Origin of the sequence: Priestia sp. P5 (assembly GCF_029522155.1) — a bacterium.
In the GTDB taxonomy this organism is placed as follows: domain Bacteria; phylum Bacillota; class Bacilli; order Bacillales; family Bacillaceae_H; genus Priestia; species Priestia megaterium_E.
In genome coordinates this window covers 12,235-29,181 of sequence record NZ_JAKWFJ010000003.1, presented here as the reverse complement: position 1 = coordinate 29,181, position 16,947 = coordinate 12,235, and the positions used below count along the sequence as shown (strand labels likewise).

The 16,947-nt window shown below is 37.7% G+C and carries 21 protein-coding genes; 10 read left to right on the top strand and 11 right to left on the bottom strand.

Features of this window, described 5'->3' with window-relative positions; all coding sequences use genetic code 11:
* Positions 1-20 precede the first annotated feature (20 nt).
* Positions 21-404: a hotdog fold thioesterase gene (locus tag MMB69_RS21685; RefSeq protein WP_028409588.1), complete on the top strand. Its 384-nt coding sequence runs from the start codon at positions 21-23 to the stop codon at positions 402-404.
* A gap of 346 nt (positions 405-750) precedes the next feature.
* On the top strand, positions 751-1,365 hold the full coding sequence (kapD, locus tag MMB69_RS21680) for a 3'-5' exonuclease KapD (protein WP_013059607.1): 615 nt from the start codon (positions 751-753) through the stop codon (positions 1,363-1,365).
* 36 nt (positions 1,366-1,401) lie between these two features.
* Here the strand turns inward: kapD and kapB are convergent, their stop codons facing one another.
* Positions 1,402-1,782, bottom strand: a complete 381-nt coding sequence (kapB, locus tag MMB69_RS21675; protein ID WP_013059606.1) for a kinase-associated lipoprotein KapB — start codon at positions 1,780-1,782, stop codon at positions 1,402-1,404.
* Between the two features lie 85 nt (positions 1,783-1,867).
* Between kapB and MMB69_RS21670 the strand changes: the two genes are divergently transcribed.
* Together MMB69_RS21670 and MMB69_RS21665 are read left to right on the top strand one after the other, a co-directional pair.
* The gene (locus tag MMB69_RS21670; protein ID WP_082595915.1) at positions 1,868-2,065 is read left to right on the top strand and encodes a hypothetical protein; all 198 of its coding nucleotides are present in this window, start codon (positions 1,868-1,870) and stop codon (positions 2,063-2,065) included.
* A 103-nt stretch (positions 2,066-2,168) separates the two neighbouring features.
* Entirely contained in the window at positions 2,169-2,693 is a 525-nt protein-coding gene (locus MMB69_RS21665; RefSeq protein WP_277448434.1) for a superoxide dismutase family protein, read from the top strand.
* Between the two features lie 35 nt (positions 2,694-2,728).
* Here MMB69_RS21665 and MMB69_RS21660 read toward each other — a convergent pair whose 3' ends face one another.
* The gene (locus tag MMB69_RS21660) at positions 2,729-3,901 is read right to left on the bottom strand and encodes a MalY/PatB family protein (RefSeq protein ID WP_221785786.1); all 1,173 of its coding nucleotides are present in this window, start codon (positions 3,899-3,901) and stop codon (positions 2,729-2,731) included.
* 168 nt (positions 3,902-4,069) lie between these two features.
* A complete protein-coding gene (locus MMB69_RS21655) occupies positions 4,070-4,918 on the bottom strand; it encodes an alpha/beta fold hydrolase (protein WP_153253894.1) in 849 nt (282 codons plus the stop codon).
* Positions 4,919-5,076: 158 nt separating this feature from the next.
* Between MMB69_RS21655 and MMB69_RS21650 the strand changes: the two genes are divergently transcribed.
* From MMB69_RS21650 to yugI, 3 genes are all read left to right on the top strand, one after another.
* Positions 5,077-5,577, top strand: coding sequence for an Lrp/AsnC family transcriptional regulator (locus MMB69_RS21650; protein ID WP_013059601.1), 501 nt, complete (start codon positions 5,077-5,079; stop codon positions 5,575-5,577).
* Positions 5,577-6,737: an aminotransferase gene (locus MMB69_RS21645; protein ID WP_013059600.1), complete on the top strand. Its 1,161-nt coding sequence runs from the start codon at positions 5,577-5,579 to the stop codon at positions 6,735-6,737. Before MMB69_RS21650 ends, MMB69_RS21645 begins: the two co-directional genes overlap by 1 nt.
* Before the next feature lie 207 nt (positions 6,738-6,944).
* Positions 6,945-7,346, top strand: coding sequence for a S1 domain-containing post-transcriptional regulator GSP13 (gene yugI / locus MMB69_RS21640; RefSeq protein WP_013059599.1), 402 nt, complete (start codon positions 6,945-6,947; stop codon positions 7,344-7,346).
* A gap of 36 nt (positions 7,347-7,382) precedes the next feature.
* Here yugI and MMB69_RS21635 read toward each other — a convergent pair whose 3' ends face one another.
* Positions 7,383-7,613 carry a DUF378 domain-containing protein gene (locus MMB69_RS21635; protein ID WP_013059598.1) on the bottom strand — a complete coding sequence of 77 codons (231 nt, stop codon included), beginning with the start codon at positions 7,611-7,613 and terminating at the stop codon, positions 7,383-7,385.
* A gap of 220 nt (positions 7,614-7,833) precedes the next feature.
* On the opposite strand from MMB69_RS21635, the gene MMB69_RS21630 reads away from it, so the two are divergent.
* Positions 7,834-8,997 (top strand): iron-containing alcohol dehydrogenase, encoded by a 1,164-nt coding sequence (locus MMB69_RS21630; RefSeq protein ID WP_013085305.1) that lies wholly within the window; start codon positions 7,834-7,836, stop codon positions 8,995-8,997.
* A gap of 44 nt (positions 8,998-9,041) precedes the next feature.
* On the opposite strand, the gene mnhG is transcribed toward MMB69_RS21630, so the two are convergent.
* The 7 genes from mnhG to MMB69_RS21595 are packed head-to-tail and all read right to left on the bottom strand — an operon-like array spanning position 9,042 to position 14,795.
* Complete coding sequence (mnhG, locus tag MMB69_RS21625) at positions 9,042-9,404, bottom strand: monovalent cation/H(+) antiporter subunit G (protein ID WP_221785928.1); 363 nt, start codon at positions 9,402-9,404, stop codon at positions 9,042-9,044.
* Positions 9,388-9,672, bottom strand: a complete 285-nt coding sequence (locus tag MMB69_RS21620; RefSeq protein ID WP_013059595.1) for a Na(+)/H(+) antiporter subunit F1 — start codon at positions 9,670-9,672, stop codon at positions 9,388-9,390. Before MMB69_RS21620 ends, mnhG begins: the two co-directional genes overlap by 17 nt.
* On the bottom strand, positions 9,673-10,149 hold the full coding sequence (locus MMB69_RS21615) for a Na+/H+ antiporter subunit E (RefSeq protein WP_013059594.1): 477 nt from the start codon (positions 10,147-10,149) through the stop codon (positions 9,673-9,675).
* A 6-nt stretch (positions 10,150-10,155) separates the two neighbouring features.
* Positions 10,156-11,640 (bottom strand): Na+/H+ antiporter subunit D, encoded by a 1,485-nt coding sequence (locus MMB69_RS21610; RefSeq protein WP_277448433.1) that lies wholly within the window; start codon positions 11,638-11,640, stop codon positions 10,156-10,158.
* Complete coding sequence (locus MMB69_RS21605) at positions 11,630-11,971, bottom strand: Na(+)/H(+) antiporter subunit C (RefSeq protein ID WP_013059592.1); 342 nt, start codon at positions 11,969-11,971, stop codon at positions 11,630-11,632. The genes MMB69_RS21610 and MMB69_RS21605 overlap by 11 nt, the downstream gene beginning before the upstream one ends.
* The gene (locus MMB69_RS21600) at positions 11,971-12,393 is read right to left on the bottom strand and encodes a Na(+)/H(+) antiporter subunit B (RefSeq protein ID WP_013085301.1); all 423 of its coding nucleotides are present in this window, start codon (positions 12,391-12,393) and stop codon (positions 11,971-11,973) included. Before MMB69_RS21600 ends, MMB69_RS21605 begins: the two co-directional genes overlap by 1 nt.
* Positions 12,390-14,795 carry a Na+/H+ antiporter subunit A gene (locus MMB69_RS21595; RefSeq protein WP_277448432.1) on the bottom strand — a complete coding sequence of 802 codons (2,406 nt, stop codon included), beginning with the start codon at positions 14,793-14,795 and terminating at the stop codon, positions 12,390-12,392. Before MMB69_RS21595 ends, MMB69_RS21600 begins: the two co-directional genes overlap by 4 nt.
* A gap of 207 nt (positions 14,796-15,002) precedes the next feature.
* On the opposite strand from MMB69_RS21595, the gene MMB69_RS21590 reads away from it, so the two are divergent.
* Together MMB69_RS21590 and MMB69_RS21585 are read left to right on the top strand one after the other, a co-directional pair.
* Positions 15,003-15,257: a hypothetical protein gene (locus MMB69_RS21590; RefSeq protein ID WP_277448431.1), complete on the top strand. Its 255-nt coding sequence runs from the start codon at positions 15,003-15,005 to the stop codon at positions 15,255-15,257.
* A 245-nt stretch (positions 15,258-15,502) separates the two neighbouring features.
* Positions 15,503-16,852, top strand: a complete 1,350-nt coding sequence (locus MMB69_RS21585; protein WP_013059589.1) for a glucose-6-phosphate isomerase — start codon at positions 15,503-15,505, stop codon at positions 16,850-16,852.
* The last annotated feature ends 95 nt before the right edge of the window (positions 16,853-16,947 follow it).

Genomic DNA, 16,947 nt, shown 5'->3' with positions numbered 1-16,947 from the left:
ATACAAAGGGAGGTATGGATATGAAAACAAAAGATACGCTGTTAGAAGCATTAGGAATTGAGATTATTAGTGCGAGTGAGGAAAGAGTGGAAGCGACGATGCCTGTTGATGAGCGAACGCGTCAGCCATTCGGGCTTTTACACGGAGGAGCATCGGTGGCGTTAGCTGAAACTGTGGCTAGTCTAGGTGCCATTAAAAGTGTTGATCTCGAAAAAGAAATCTGCGTAGGTTTAGAAATTAATGCCAATCATATCAAAGGAAAAAAAGACGGAATCGTTACAGCTATAGGCGTTCCTTTACATAAAGGAAAAAAAACAGCGGTTTGGGAAGTGAAAATTCAAGATGAAAAAGAGAATTTAATCTGTATATCCAGATGTACGCTTGCTATTCTGCCTAAAGCTTAAAACATTAAGAATGTTTAGTCTAGAAGGTGTGAGGTATGCTTCTGGAGTCAGAAGTAGCCACCTCACACACTCGTGTTAGAGTTTAAAGAGAATTTGGAAGAGCGGATACATAAAAAAGTGAAAAAATAGGTAAAAAAATAAGCGAAATTATGTCTATTCGTGACAGTTACCCTGCGCATAGAGACATGCTCTAGAATATAGTAGTAGTAAAGTATTCTTTTTATTCAGCAACTAGAATATTCATAATATTAAAAATAAGAACAGAAAATAGACCTTCCGATTGTTCAATCGTGCTATAATAGCATTAGTATAGTAGGGCGGTTTATTTTACAAAGGGGTGATAATATTGGATAAGAACTCTCAGTATTTATTCATTGATTTTGAATTTACAATGCCAGAGTATAAGGGTTTTCCAAAAGGCTTTTTTCCGGAAATCATTGAAGTTGGTTTGGTGTTTGTTAAAAATCAAGAAATCATTGATCGTTTCTCCTCTTACGTACAGCCTACACACTTTACAAAATTAACTGAGCGCTGTAAATCATTTCTCCACATCGAACAAAATCAAGTAAATGAAGGCATTACGCTAGAGCAGCTTGTACAGCGACTGGGCATGTATAAACACAGCACGATTATTACATGGGGGAACATGGATATGAAAGTATTGAGGCAGTGCTGTCAAAAAAATAAGGTGCCATTTCCTTTTGCAGGTAAAGAAATTGATCTTTCAATGGAGTATAAGCGCTTTTTTGGAGATCAAAATCAAACTGGCCTTTGGAAAGCTGTGCAGGAGTATGGTAAAGAAGGAACTGGAAAGCACCACTGCGCGCTTGATGATGCGATGACGACACTCAATATCTTTAAGCTTGTAGAAAAAGATAAGCGGTACCTTCAAAAACCGGAGCCAACGACCATAGGAGATCGAATCGATTTTTCCAAAGTATTAAATAAATTTGCATTATAAAAGCCAAATCACTTCTATGTGAATTTGGCTTTTTGCTTAATGAATACCGTACTCTTTTTTTAACTCTTCTAAACAGGCAATACTTGCTTGAGCAAAAGGGCTGTCTTTGGCTTGTTGCTCAGCTATCTTTAATTCAAGTGCTTTTTTTAGTGAATTTTTATAATCGGGAACGCTGTCTTCATAGAGATGAACCATTTTTTGAGGAATATTGGCCTGCTCTCGAAATGCAAGTGCTTTTCGCTCGTGAAAAAATGGTACGTCCACTTGTCCAGGATTATGTAAGTCACCTTGTTCTGGATGCTTTAACACAGCTTGAATCCGCACAACATAATGCAGGTCTCGAACTTGTGTAATTTCACCGATGTATTTCCCAGTTTTATAAAGTGCCGTAACGGTTTGACCAATTGTAAATGTCATATTGCCAGATCTCCTTTAAGTAAAGTGTTTGTTATCACCAGTATAAATCAAAACCCACTACCGTTTCTATGAAAGGATGTTGTACATAATGTATTTAATGTTTTTGCTTTATTTTCCGGAAGATAAAAGAGAATATATTCCTGCTTTTGCTACTATGGCGATTTTTGTACTAGCTGCAGTTGCAGTATGGCGTTTAATCATTAAGATTTCGAAAAAAGAAGAAGAAAAAACGAAGGAATTAGAAGCAAAGCTGAAGGAACAAGAAAATAAGAAGTCACTGTAATGAAATGCAAATAAAATGTAAGCGTTTAAAATGATATGTTGCTGGACAATCTATGGAAAGACATCTAAAACTTTCGCTAGTGCATATGCGATTGGAGGGCAACATGAAAAAACTACTACTCATTGGAACCGTGCCTTTTTTCTTGTTAACGGGGTGTATGGAAAAAGAAATATCCAATAAAGAAGTCAAAGTCTATAACGCAGATGGAGATAGCATCGGTACAGTCAAATTGAAAGAGCAGGCCGATGGAATTGAGTTTACGTACAACTTAAGCGGACTTCCACCTGGCGAACACGGCGTACATATTCATAAAATGGGGATTTGCAAAGCTCCTAACTTTAAAAGTGCGGGCAATCACCTTGATCCTGATAAAAAGAAACACGGACTGTTAAATCCAAAAGGATCGCATTTAGGCGATATGAAAAATATTGTGGTAGAAGACGATCAGACGTATACAGGAACAGATATGGTTCCTCAAGTCACGTTAAAAGAGGGAAAGACATCTCTCGTTAAGCGTATGGATGGTTCATCTCTTGTTATTACCGAACAAGGGGATGACGGAATGACAGAGCCATCAGGTAATTCTGGAAAGCGAATCGCCTGCGGGGTTATTTCAAAAAAACATTAAAAACAGCGTTCTTTCGTGAGAAAGAACGCTGTTTTTTACGTTAAAGCTACTTTTAAGCGATTCAATCCTTCTTGAAGTTGTTCATGTGAACAGCCAATGTTCAAGCGGATAAAACCTTTTCCATATGTGGAGCTGTATTTTTCGCCTTTTTCTACGGCGATTTTACCTTTTTTTAATAAGCGCTCATGTAATTCTTCTTCTGATAAATGCAGCTTGTTGCAGTCAATCCATAGTAAATAAGTTCCTTCGGGCTGAACCACTCGCAGTTCAGGCAAGTTCTCACTTATAAAACGCGTCACGAGATCTACATTTTTCTTCAAATACACCAGCAGTGCTTCCAACCATTCTTCACCTTCGCTATAAGCCGCCTCTAATCCAATTATTCCAAATGTGTTTAAATTAGAAAATCCTTGTTTTTGCTGCTGCTGAACATACTGTGTGCGCAGCTTTTCATTTGGAATAATAACAGCTGAAGCCTGAAGTCCCGGTATATTAAATGTTTTGCTAGGGGCCATACACGTAATGGTTCGATTGGCTGCATCTTCACTCACCATGCTGATGGGAATGTGTTTATAAGGCTGGTAAATTAGATCAGAATGGATTTCATCTGAAACAATTAATACATTGTATTTTTCACAAAGATCGGCAAGCTTCTTCAGTTCTTCTTTTGTCCACACGCGTCCTACTGGATTATGAGGGCTGCAAAGAATCATTAATTTTACGCCTTCTGCAAATTTTTTCTCTAAATCTGCAAAATCAATTTCGTATTTATCGCCTGCAAGTTTTAAGGGATTTTCAACAACTTCTCGATCATTTACCTTTATCATGTTAAAAAATGGAGTATAGACTGGAGGCTGAATTAAAATTGAATCTCCGGGTTCCGTAAATGCTTGAATAGCCATACTCAGGGCAAACACAACTCCTGGACTGTATGTAATCCATTCATGATCAATGGTCCACTGATGCTTTTTTTCTACCCAAGATGATAAAGCCTTCGCGGTAGATTCAGTAGGAGAAGTGTAGCCGAAAATACCGTGTTTGACACGCTCATTAATGGTTTGAAGAACATTAGGCGGCGCTTGGAAATCCATATCAGCTACCCAAAAAGGCAGAACATCTTTTGCTCCAAAAACAAGATCAGTTTTGTCCCACTTTACGGACTGCGTACCTGTACGGTTAATTAATTGATCAAAAGAATAAGTAGACAATAAAAGTACCCCCTTTTTTAATATAATAGTTTGCTTATTTTTAATACGTTTGTCAACGAAGTTAACTTGTGGAGTCAATAAAGAAAGTGAAAAAATTGCTGAAGCACCACTAATGAATTTTTTATTAAAGTTAGCGCCTCGTGTGAAATATACGAACCCGCCCCATCATTATTGAGACAGAGCTTTTTCACCGTACAAGAAATCGACCATATAAGACTGCACAATGTCGGGACACTCTTCTGGTAAAAGGTGTCCAATTTCCTTTAAAGAGATAAAGGTAGAGTCTGTTAAATCATCTTTTAACTTACGTCCGAGATGCAAAGGAACAACCCGGTCTTCTTCTCCCCAAATGAGTAAACTTGGTTTTTTTATGTGCTGCAAATCCTTTGATGATAGGTCTCCTTCTCGATCACGAATCATTCTTGTTAAAGCCATAAACGTACGGTCATCCAAAAATGGTTCAGTATAGCCATCAATCATTTCTTCGTCGATTAACTTATGATCAAATACGACATTTTGCAAGTTACCTAATACACCTTTGCGAGACAGCCACGTTTTTACCCACAGATAAAAGAAGGGAACATAAGAAGACATGACCAACCCATAATGTGAGGGGCCTAAATAAGCTGAGCTGCACAGAAGAACTAATTTTGATACGCAAGAAGGCTTTAACTTTGCTACGTTTAAACAAACTTGTCCTCCCATTGAGTGTCCCGATAGTACAACATCCTTCAATTTTAAATATTCAATTAACTCGATGACAATTCTGGCTAAATTTTTATACGAGTATTGAAAGGTTAACGATTTTTCACTTCGCCCAAATGGCGGAAGGTCCAGCGTAATGATAGAAAACGTATCTTCAAATAAAGGAATTAAACGTCGAAAGCTAAAACTCGATGATAAAAAGCCGTGAATAAATACAATAGCTGGTTTATCAGGGTGATAGTTATGGCATTCGTAGTACACATTGACTCCATTAAAAGTACGCTGGTGGCAAGTAATTTTAGATTCAGTCAATTTGGTTCACTCCATCTTTTTCTTTCTAGTCTGTCCTAATTTCCAGCAATCTATAAAATGAAACTCAATTACCGGTATAGATTTCACATTAAAGATGTGTTTAAATTTGATATAATGGAAAAAGTGAAAAAATTTAATCGGTATAGGAGGGGAACGCGGTGTTCTTAGAAGAAAAAGAGTTAGAAATCTTAGAAATTCTAGAAAAAAATAGCCGTATTTCGATAGATAGTATTTCAAAAATGGTGGATTTAACGTTTGAAGAAACCTCTAATATTGTTAAAAAGCTAGAGAGAGAAAAAGTAATTGTGCAATATTCAGCTGATATTAACTGGAGACGAGTAGATGGACATGAGGGCGTCACAGCTATGATAGATGTAAAAGTTGCACCAAAGCGAGGAGTAGGCTTTGATGAGATTGCGGAGCGCATCTATCGTTTTCAAGAAGTGAAATCCGTGTACCTAATGTCAGGAGCATATGATTTGTCTGTTATTATTGAAGAAAAATCAATGTCTGAAGTAGCATTTTTTGTTTCTGAAAAGCTTTCTACGCTAGACTCTGTTTTATCTACAACGACTCACTTTATCATGAAAAAATACAAGCACGATGGTACCATCTACGACCAAGGCGATGAAGATCGCAGAATCGTGGTGTCTCCGTAATGAAAGAGCGCTTGTCAACAACTGTACAACAGCTGAAACCTTCAGGTATTCGTCGCTTTTTTGATTTAGCAGCAAGTATGGATAACGTTATTTCTCTTGGAGTAGGTGAACCTGATTTTGTCACATCTTGGGCTGTTCGAGAAGCGAGTATTTTATCGTTGGAAAGAGGATATACCTCTTATACAGCAAATGCGGGGCTTTTAGAGCTCCGCTTTGAAATTATGAAGTATATGAAAAGAAATTTTAACGTCTCGTATGATTATAAAGATGATATTATTGTGACCGTTGGAGGAAGTCAGGCTTTAGACATTACAATGAGGGCTTTGATTAACCCTGAAGATGAGATTATTGTCGTGGAGCCAAACTTTGTGTCTTACAGCCCGTTAATTTCGCTAGCAGGAGGAGTTCCTGTGGCAATTGAAACAACGGCAGAAACAGAGTTTAAGCTGCAGCCTAGACAGATTGAAGAAGTCATTACAAGCAACACGAAAGCTCTTCTTTTATGCTCTCCTAATAATCCAACAGGAAGCTCACTATCTAAAGAAGAGCTGCAGGCTATTGCGGATATTGTAATCAAGCATGACTTGCTTGTTATCACGGATGAAATCTATGCAGAATTAACATATGATGAAGAATTTACATCTATTGCTTCTTTAGAAGGAATGAAAGAACGAACCATTATTATTTCTGGCTTTTCTAAAGGGTTTGCTATGACTGGATGGCGTCTTGGGTACATATGTGCACCAACTGAGATTGCTAAAGCAATGCTGAAAATTCATCAGTATACAATGATGTGTGCTCCTACCATGGCACAATATGGAGCAATTGAAGCACTACAAAACGGACAGCATGACGTAGAAGAGATGAGAAAAAGCTATCGCAGAAGACGGAACTACATGGTGAAGTCATTAAATCAAATTGGTCTGGAATGCCATTCTCCCGGAGGAGCGTTTTATGTGTTCCCGTCTATCAAGAAAACTGGATTGTCATCGGAAGAATTCGCTGAGCAGCTTTTGCTTGAAGAGCGAGTAGCCGTGGTGCCAGGCAATGTATTTGGAAAAGGCGGAGAGGGACATATTCGCTGTTCATACGCCTCTTCGATGGAATCATTAGAAGAATCCATAAAACGGATTAGCCGTTTTGTTGAAAATAAGTTATAATAAAAATAAGATGTTATGTCATATCGTATAGACGGTTTGATATAATATCTTTTTTGCTATGATGAAATGTAGTGTTAGTTTATATTTGTGACGAAATTGGTAAATAATAAATATAGTATAACTACTTTTTGATTCAATCTATGAACTGTGCTATAATTTTAAATTGGCTATAATGGTGAAAATAATAAGGTATCTAGGAGTGTTTATATGTCAAAATTTGAAATCGGTACTGTTACAAAAGGTAAAGTAACAGGAATTCAACCATACGGTGCATTCGTTGCATTAAATGAAGAAACTCAAGGATTAGTTCATATCTCAGAAGTAAAACATGGCTTCGTTAAAGATATTAACGAACATTTATCAGTAGGAGACGAAGTAAACGTTAAAGTTTTATCTGTTGATGAGTCAACTGGTAAAATTGGTTTATCTATTCGTGCAACTGAGCCAGCTCCAGAAAAAACTGAAGCTTCTGCACCTAAAAAACCTGCTAAAAAGCGTCAAGGTCAAGCAACAGTTCATACTGAATCTACTCAAGGATTCAACACATTAAAAGAAAAATTAGAAGAGTGGATTGAGCAATCAAACCGCGAAGATCTAATTAAGAAATAAGAAAAAAAGAAGGATAGCTTAGCTATCCTTCTTTTTTTAATGTTCCGTTCTAGGTTCTGTACGCTCTACTTCAGCAGAAGGTTTAAATAATAGACCTAGGTTAATCAGTCCTGCGATTCCAACCAATCCATAAATAATGCGGGAGAAAGCAGATGTTTGACCGCCGAAGATTGCTGCTACTAAATCAAATTGAAAAAAGCCAATAAGTCCCCAGTTAATTGCTCCAATAATCGTTAATACGAGCGCAATACGTTGAATACCACTCATGATGAACCCTCCTTGTTTTGTAGTTCACTTATTAGCCTGCTTTTTTTAGAGGAAAATATACATATTTGCTTTTGGAAGATACAGACAAATAAACGTTCATTTGGATGGGGTGAGCGTCTAGGCAACAGGGAATAATCTTTAGGAAGTCAATTTTCTTTACAATCAAAAAGTTGTTCTTCATAATGATGCATGTAATCAAGCTCGTAAGGAGGAGTTTATAGTGAACAATTTTACATTTTATAACCCTACAAAATTAATTTTTGGTAAAGGTCAATTAGAGCAATTAAAAACAGAAGCAAGTCGCTTTGGTAAAAAGATATTATTAGTATACGGCGGAGGAAGCGTAAAACGCAGTGGTTTATACGATCAAGTAATGGATGTACTGAATGACATGAATGCAGAAGTACATGAGTTAGCGGGAGTAGAACCGAATCCTCGTCTGACAACTGTTCGCAAAGGAATCGATATTTGTAAAGAAAACGGTATTGAATTTTTACTTGCAGTTGGTGGAGGAAGCGTAATCGATTGTACAAAAGCAATCGCAGCAGGCGCAAAATATGATGGAGACGTATGGGACATCATTAACCGCGACGTATTCGCAGCTGAAGCTCTTCCATTTGGAACAGTGCTAACATTAGCAGCAACAGGTTCAGAAATGAATGCTGGTTCTGTTATTACAAATTGGGAAACACAAGAAAAATACGGCTGGGGCAGTCCGGCAACATTCCCTCAATTCTCTATTTTAGATCCCGTTAATACATTTACTGTACCAAAAAATCAAACAGTTTATGGTATGGTCGACATGATGAGCCACGTATTTGAACAGTATTTCCATGCTGCAACAAATACGCCACTTCAAGATCGCATGTGTGAAGGAGTACTGCAAACGGTTATTGAAACCGGACCAAAATTATTAAATGACTTAGAGAACTACGAGTTACGTGAAACGATTTTATACAACGGGACAATCGCATTAAACGGTATGTTACAAATGGGACACCAAGGCGATTGGGCTACTCACAATATTGAGCATGCGGTATCAGCTGTATATGACATTCCACATGCAGGTGGATTGGCAATTTTATTCCCGAACTGGATGAAACACGTAATGGATGAGAACGTAGATCGCTTCAAGCAAGTAGCTGTGCGCGTATTTAACGTAGATACGGAAGGCAAGACGGATAAAGAAGTAGCACTTGAAGGTGTTGATAAGCTTCGTGAATTCTGGTCAAGCTTAGGTGCACCAACTCGCTTAGCTGATTATGATATTGGTGAAGACAAATTAGATCTTATGGCTGATCGTGCAATGGCTAAAGGTGAATTTGGTAAATTTAAAAAATTAAACAAAGAAGATGTACTAGCAATCCTACGCGCTTCTTTATAAGATTCTCGATAAAAAACGCCGTGCAAACCGCACGGCGTTTTTTTCTATTCATGATGGCTAAGCTTTTTCTGCTGTTTGGTTTTCAAATCATCCCGAACGGTTTTATCAGAAAGAGGAACTCCGCTGTAATAAGCCGCTCTTCCTAGTAAATGGCCAGCAATAGGAGAGGTGATAAACACAAAGACAATCGCTAAAATTAACCGTGCACTAATATGGCCGGTGTCGATCCAAAAGTAGAGTAAGCAGCCCACTAATATAAACAGAACGCCCAAGGTAGCACTTTTAGATGCAGCGTGACTTCTTGTGTACGTATCAGGCAAGCGAATAAGCCCAATCATGGTCACAACTGTCAGAAGAGACCCTATTAGTACGAAAGCTCCTACAATGATTTCACTGATCACGTTCATATTCAATCACTTCTCCTTTCTCTAAAAACTTAGAAAAAGCAACCGTACCTACAAAGGCTATGATGCCTAGCAGTAAAATGACTTCGAAAAAAGCCTGAGTTCGAAAAATAATCGAGATGATAGCCGTGATGGCAATGATATTAATTCCAATAGCATCAAGGGCCATTGCTCGATCAGCAGTTGACGGACCTTTTACCACTCGATAAACAAATCCAATAGTTGAAGCAGAAATGAGAATGAGTGAAACGTTTAAAAAAATATCGAGCATTTAACGACTCACCTCCATAATAGCTTTTTCGAATGTTTGCTGAATATCTGTAATAATGTCATCAATATCGTCTGTATTGATTGCATGAATATAGATAGTAGAATTATCATCTGACACATCCATCACCAGTGTGCCTGGCGTTAGCGTAATTAAAAGAGAAAGAATGGTAATTTCCCATTCACTCTCCAGGCGGGTTGGCATTGCAAAGATAGCTGGCTGAATATTTAATTTAGGGCGCAATACGTCCTTAGTCACTGCAATATTGGCTTTGAATAATTCTCGTATAAAAATAAACAGCAGTTTAATGATCGCATACACTTTATGCAAATAAAAACGTCTGTGAAAAAAACGGCGGAAAACAAACAGCAGTACCGCTCCCCAGAAAAATCCTATAATAAAGGAAGGTAGTGTCCAAATCCCTCTCAAAAACATCCATGTGAATGCAATGATTACGTTTAATAATAGTTGAAATGACATGCAGATCTACTCCTTTAACACCGATTGGATATAAATTGAAGGATCCATAAGCGTTTGAGCGGCTGTCGACACATAAGGAATAACAGCTTCTGCACCTAGTCCTAAAAAGACAGAAACAGCAAGTAAGATAGCGGATGGGTATAGAATACCTTTAAGGGATACTTTTTCCTGACCAGAAGAAAGCGTAGGTTCACCCCAGAAGCAGCTCATGAAAATCTTAATGGCAGAATATAAAACGAGCAGGCTTGAAACGAGTAAAACTCCTACAAACGTGTAGCTCTCTGATTCTAAACCGCCTTGAACTAAAAGGAATTTTCCAATAAAGCCGCTTAGGGGAGGAATTCCTGCTAACGAAATAGTAGCGATAAAAAACATCCAGCCAAGCAGCGGATAGTCTTTAATTAACCCACCCATTTTCTTTAATTTTGTTGTTCCAGTTATTCGAATGATGCTTCCAGCAAGAAGGAAGAGAGCTGCTTTAATAATCATGTCGTGAATTAAATAATAAATGGCTCCTTCAAAACCTGCTTTTGTTGTTAAAGTTACACCGTAGACAATGACTCCGACAGCAATAATAATGTTATAAATTAAAATTTTATTCACATCCGAATAAGCAATGGCGCCTACTGCACCAACAACGATAGTCAAAAGCGCAACGTAACCGATAATTTGATGAGTGAATTCAGGATGATGGTAAAACAGTAAAGTGAAAGTCCTGAAAATCGAATAAACGCCTACTTTTGTGAGCAAAGCACCAAACAACCCGATGATAACAGGTGGAGGGGCACTATATGAACCTGGAAGCCAGAAATACATTGGAAATAAAGCTGCTTTTAAGGCAAAGACGATAAATAAAAGCATGCCAATCGTTGTTAAAATTCCAGGCTGGTTCGCCTCAGCAATTCGCTGTGAAAGGTCCGCCATGTTGAGAGTTCCTGTTACGGCATATAAATAAGCAACGGCAATGACAAACAAAGCGGATGAAATGACATTGACTAAAATATACTTAAGAGACTCTCGAAGCTGTGCTTTTGTACCGCCAATTACAATAAGAGCGTACGAAGACATAAGCATGACTTCAAAAAAGACAAATAAGTTAAAGATATCACCTGTCAAGAAGGCGCCAAATACGCCTACTAATAAAAACTGCACAAATGAATAAAAGTAAAAGCGTTCACGTCTCTCGCCAATTGTATAAAAAGCAAAAAGAACGCAGCATAGTGTTACGATACTAGCAGTAAGTACGAGAAGGGAAGTGAACATGTCCGCTACTAGAATAATTCCAAAAGGAGGTTTCCAGTTCCCAAGCTCGTGAGTTAAAACACCTTTTGATTGAACCAACTGTACTAAATATGCAGCAAAAGCGGTGGTTGTGATTAATGATAAAACACTGATTATCCTTTGAAGTTTAATATTGTCTTTGAAAAAAATGAGCACAACACCTACAACAAACGGGATAAGCAGTGGGATGATTACAAAATTACTCGTCATGTTCATTACCCCTTAACTTGTCCATATCGTCTGTTCCGAGTTCTTGATAAGCCCTGTACGCTAGTACAAGGAAAAAAGAAGTGACGCCAAAGCTTATGACAATGGCAGTTAAAATTAGTGCTTGAGGTAAAGGATCTGTATAAGAAGAAGCCTTTTCTCCCAGAAGGGGAACACTCCCCCCTTTTAATCCGCCCATCGTTAAAATTAACAGGTGAACACCGTGGCTTAATAAGCCTGTTCCAATAATAATTCGCAGTAAACTGCGGGATAACATGAGATATACAGCGGCAGTGAATAGAATCCCTGCCACTATGGACATTAATATTTCCACTATTCACTCTCTCCAATCGTTTGAATAATGGTCATCGTAACACCAACAACTACTAGATATACACCTAAATCAAACAGTACAACGGTAGCTAAAGATGTTTTCCCGAGAAGGGGAAGGTTAAAGTAGCTATATGTGTGAGTTAGAAATGGGACTTTGAAAATAAATGACCCAAGCCCCGTTAAAATAGCTAGCAGCAGTCCAGAGGCCGCCACCTTCTTATAGTCAAATGGGATGACTTTCGATACCGTTTTTATATCGAAAGCCAGCAGTAGTAATACAAGGGCTGCTGAGGTAGTAAGTCCCCCAACAAACCCTCCTCCAGGTGTATAATGACCTGCAAAGAAAAGATGAATGGCAAAAATGATAATAATGAACGTGACTACTTTCGTTGTGGTTTGTAGTATCAAATCATTTTTTTTCACTCTTCTTCCTCCTTTGTTAACCGAAGACGAATCATGCCATAGATAGCAAGAGCTGCTATACAAAGTACGGTAATTTCAAATAATGTATCAAATCCGCGGAAGTCCACAAGGATTACGTTTACCATGTTTTCGCCGCCTGCTTTTTCATAGCTGTTTTCAATAAAGTAATGTGAAATCGATTCAAAGAGTTTCGTACTGTTTGCTGATATGCCAAGTAGTGTAACAGTCGTTCCTACAAGAAGAGCAACCAGTAAGTTTGGCAGCTCAAACGTCACCCTTACTTTTCGCTTCCGAAACTCCGGCAAGTAGTAGAAACATAGTAAAAACAGGGATACCGATACAGTTTCAATGACTAATTGAGTCAAAGCTAAGTCAGGAGCTCGGAATAATACGAAAAATAAAGAGAGCGTATAACCGACAACTCCGAGTGAAATAATGGCTGTTAGGCGTGATTTTGCTAATAAAGTTGTAATAGTAGCTACAACCATTACGACTGCTAATATGGCCTCATAAACGCCTATAGAAGCAGCATCTTTTAAATCAATCGCGAAGGCATTCTGAGAAAAGAGCGTCACGAGAAGTAAAATGCCTATGAAAGTAAAAATGATTAAAAGATAGTCTCTAATAAATCCCGTCATTAATGTTTTCATGACACGTGTTGACCCTTTTTCCATCCCTTTAATTCCATAATTATAGCCGTTATTAAGCGTTAAAGAAGAAGGGAATTGTGTATAAATTTTTGACCACTTTTGAATCGTCATAAATAACAAAATACCAAATATGATGACCCCTAGCGTCATAAATAATTCTGGCGTAAAACCATGCCAAAATTTAATATGCACTTGATATTCTTTACCTTCAGCTAGCAGGCTAGGTGCGATAGAGGCCATTGTTGGCTCAATAAGGGTTGATTCTAATAAATTAGGAGCAAAGCCGAAAATAACAACCAGTGATGCTAAAATAACAGGTGAAATAAGCATGCCTACTGGTGCTTCATGCGGCTTCTTCTCTAGTTTTTCGGGCTGGTATTTGCCTGTAAAGGTTTTAAAGACAAGAATCATACTATAGACGAAAGTGAAAATACTTCCTAACCAAGCAATGATAGGCAGCAAAATTCCCCACGTCTGCATGCTATACATATCCATTTTTGTCACGTTTACCATACCTGTAAAAAACATCTCTTTACTTAAGAATCCATTAAAGGGAGGAAGACCCGCCATTGAAAATCCTCCGATGATAGCAATGGTAAATGTCACAGGCATGAAGCTCATTAACCCGCCTAACTTTCTAATGTCACGCGTGCCTGTTTCATGATCGACAATCCCTACTACCATAAACAAACTGCCTTTGAAGGTAGCGTGGTTAATCAAATGGAAAACCGCTGCAGTAAGAGCTACTAAGTAGATATTATCGTCTAAAAAATCATAGTGAATAGCTGCGCTACCTACTCCTATAAGTGACATAATCATCCCGAGCTGACTAATGGTTGAAAAAGCTAAAATCCCTTTCAGGTCTTGTTGCTTTACTGCTGAAAATGAGCTCCAAAACAGTGTAATTAGTCCTATAATTGAAATAACAAAAAACCAAGTGGCGCTTATAGCAAAAACAGGGCTAAGTCTTGCTAAAAGATAAATTCCCGCTTTTACCATTGTGGCTGAATGAAGGTATGCACTCACTGGGGTTGGAGCTTCCATTGCATCTGGCAGCCAAATATGAAAAGGAAACTGAGCAGATTTTGTAAAGGCCCCTAATAAAATGAGGACTAGAGCTGGAATGAATAGATGACTTGATGTGACTACATCTACGTTTGAGATAATTTCGCGTATGCTGAAAGTACCTGTCATGACGTATAAAAGCACAATTCCTGCTAATAGGGAAAGTCCTCCGAATACGGTAATGAGCATAGATTTTAAGGCTCCGTATTGAGATTTCTCTCGTTTGTACCAATAGCCAATCAATAAAAAAGATGAAAGGCTTGTTAATTCCCAAAAGCTGTAAAGGCTCATTAGGTTGTCTGATAATACAACTCCTAGCATCGACCCCATAAAAAGAAGCAAATAGACATAAAACGAATGCAGTGCTTCTTTTGTCTTAGAAAGATAATAAATGGAGTAAAGAATAACAAGTGTCCCAATTCCGGTGATTAATAGAGAAAACAGAAGACCAAGTCCATCCACATAGGCATCAAAGTTAATGCCCAGACTAGGTATCCATTTCATTGAATGTAGATATGTTTCCCCCTTAGAAACACCACTGATATATTGTGTAAAATAAATGAACAACACAAGTGGAAGAGGTAAAACGAACCACCCTGTATGAATACGCTGGAATTTCCTATACAGAAGGGGGACAAAAAAGGCTAATAAAAAAGGCGATAAAATCACCAAGTGCAACCACGACAAAAGACAAACCTCCTTGTGATATTCAATTCTGTAACCGATTATATAATAATTTAATTATGCATGCATCCATGCTAATTCTTAGTATCAGCAGAATTTTCAAGGCTTATTAAATAAATAGAAACTCGTCAAAAAATCCATAAAAAAAACATAAAAAATTTTTTTGGACGTATAAAAATCATGCGAAATTGTCACTCTAAGAGTGAGGTGATGGAAATGTGTAGGAAACAAATAGCCATCAGTTTTCTCATTTTTACCGCACTATGTATGAGTGGATTTGTGCTAAATAATCACTTGGAAATGAAAGAAGAAAACAGGATGCTAATCACTTCTAAAAGTGAAGCTGAAAATTCCATATCAATAGATTCTTCCCTGTTAAAAGCCTCTTATAAACCGAGACAATATGTAAAGATAGGTGAAATGAACTATATTGCACCATCCGGTAAGCAAATAAAAAACGATTGAAGACCACTCTTTAGTCGTTTTTTATTTGCTTATTATTTGCGTAATCGTGCATGAATTACGTTCTGTAATCAAAGAACATTAGTTGACTTCATAACTGAATTTATCGTTAAATAAAAGGGTACATACAATGATTGCAGTTACAACAAACTATAATGATTGTGTCAAATTGTAAGTGGATTCACTTGAATTCAGCTAACAGTTTCGATAAAGTGGAAAATAAAGATATTTTAATGGAGGAACAGACTATGACACATGTTCGTTTTGATTATTCAAACGCGTTATCATTTTTTGGTGAACATGAACTTACATACTTACGTGATGCCGTGAAAGTAGCTCACCATTCAATTCATGAAAAAACAGGTGCTGGAAACGACTTTTTAGGATGGGTAGACCTTCCTACGGAGTATGACAAAGAAGAATTTGCACGCATTCAAAAAAGTGCAGAAAAAATTAAATCTGACTCAGATGTATTGATTGTTATCGGTATTGGAGGATCTTACTTAGGTGCTCGTGCTGCTATTGAAATGCTTCAGCATTCATTCTACAACACATTATCAAAAGAACAGCGTAAAACGCCACAAGTTATTTTTGCTGGTAACAACATCAGCTCAACATACATGAAAGACTTAATGGATGTTTTACAAGATAAGGATTTCTCTATTAATGTTATTTCAAAATCTGGTACAACAACAGAGCCGGCGATTGCTTTCCGTATCTTCCGTAAATTATTAGAAGAGAAATATGGCAAAGAAGAAGCACGCAAGCGTATTTATGCAACAACAGATAAAGCGCGCGGTGCATTAAAAACATTAGCGGACGAAGAAGGCTATGAAACGTTTGTTATTCCAGATGACGTAGGCGGCCGTTATTCAGTATTAACAGCGGTTGGCTTATTACCAATTGCCGCTGCGGGTCTTGATATCGAACAAATGATGAAAGGTGCAGCTGATGCTCAAGAAGCATTCTCATCATCAGAGCTAGAAGAAAACCCAGCTTATCAATATGCTGTAGCTCGTAATGTTCTTTATAATAAAGGAAAAACAATTGAAATGCTGATTAACTATGAGCCAGCTCTTCAATACTTTGCTGAGTGGTGGAAACAGTTATTTGGTGAAAGTGAAGGAAAAGACCAAAAAGGTATTTACCCTTCATCTGCTAACTTCTCAACGGATCTTCATTCTTTAGGTCAATATGTACAAGAAGGTCGTCGCGATATTTTTGAAACAATTGTACAAGTTCAAGATTCTCGTCATGAGCTAACAATTGAAGAAGATGCAGCGGACTTAGATGGACTAAATTACTTAGCTGGGGAAACAGTTGACTTTGTAAATAAAAAAGCGTTCCAAGGTACAATGCTTGCTCACACAGACGGAGGCGTTCCAAACTTAGTTGTAAACATTCCGGCGTTAGATGAGTATACGTTTGGATATGTTGTATACTTCTTCGAAAAAGCATGCGCAATCAGCGGCTATTTACTAGGAGTAAATCCGTTCGATCAGCCTGGAGTAGAAGCATATAAAGTAAATATGTTTGCTCTTCTTGGAAAACCTGGTTTTGAAGAGAAAAAAGCAGAATTAGAAAAGCGTTTGAAATAAATAAAAAGTTCACCTTCTTGTTAGAAGGTGAACTTTTTTGCTTTTGAGATAAAGGATAAAAAGCTGGAAAAAGGACATGTTAAAACAGAGGAGGG

Excerpts from the sequence above, each read along its gene's own strand:
- MMB69_RS21610 (WP_277448433.1), bottom strand. The coding sequence starts at position 11,640 with ATGACGAGTAATTTTGTAATCATCCCACTGCTTATCCCGTTTGTTGTA.
- MMB69_RS21590 (WP_277448431.1), top strand. The coding sequence starts at position 15,003 with ATGGAAATGTGTAGGAAACAAATAGCCATCAGTTTTCTCATTTTTACC.
- yugI (WP_013059599.1), top strand. The coding sequence starts at position 6,945 with ATGTCAAAATTTGAAATCGGTACTGTTACAAAAGGTAAAGTAACAGGA.
- MMB69_RS21685 (WP_028409588.1), top strand. The coding sequence starts at position 21 with ATGAAAACAAAAGATACGCTGTTAGAAGCATTAGGAATTGAGATTATT.
- MMB69_RS21620 (WP_013059595.1), bottom strand. The coding sequence starts at position 9,672 with ATGCTCGATATTTTTTTAAACGTTTCACTCATTCTCATTTCTGCTTCA.
- MMB69_RS21635 (WP_013059598.1), bottom strand. The coding sequence starts at position 7,613 with ATGAGTGGTATTCAACGTATTGCGCTCGTATTAACGATTATTGGAGCA.
- MMB69_RS21665 (WP_277448434.1), top strand. The coding sequence starts at position 2,169 with ATGAAAAAACTACTACTCATTGGAACCGTGCCTTTTTTCTTGTTAACG.
- MMB69_RS21645 (WP_013059600.1), top strand. The coding sequence starts at position 5,577 with ATGAAAGAGCGCTTGTCAACAACTGTACAACAGCTGAAACCTTCAGGT.
- MMB69_RS21615 (WP_013059594.1), bottom strand. The coding sequence starts at position 10,149 with ATGTCATTTCAACTATTATTAAACGTAATCATTGCATTCACATGGATG.
- mnhG (WP_221785928.1), bottom strand. The coding sequence starts at position 9,404 with ATGAACGTGATCAGTGAAATCATTGTAGGAGCTTTCGTACTAATAGGG.
- kapB (WP_013059606.1), bottom strand. The coding sequence starts at position 1,782 with ATGACATTTACAATTGGTCAAACCGTTACGGCACTTTATAAAACTGGG.
- MMB69_RS21585 (WP_013059589.1), top strand. The coding sequence starts at position 15,503 with ATGACACATGTTCGTTTTGATTATTCAAACGCGTTATCATTTTTTGGT.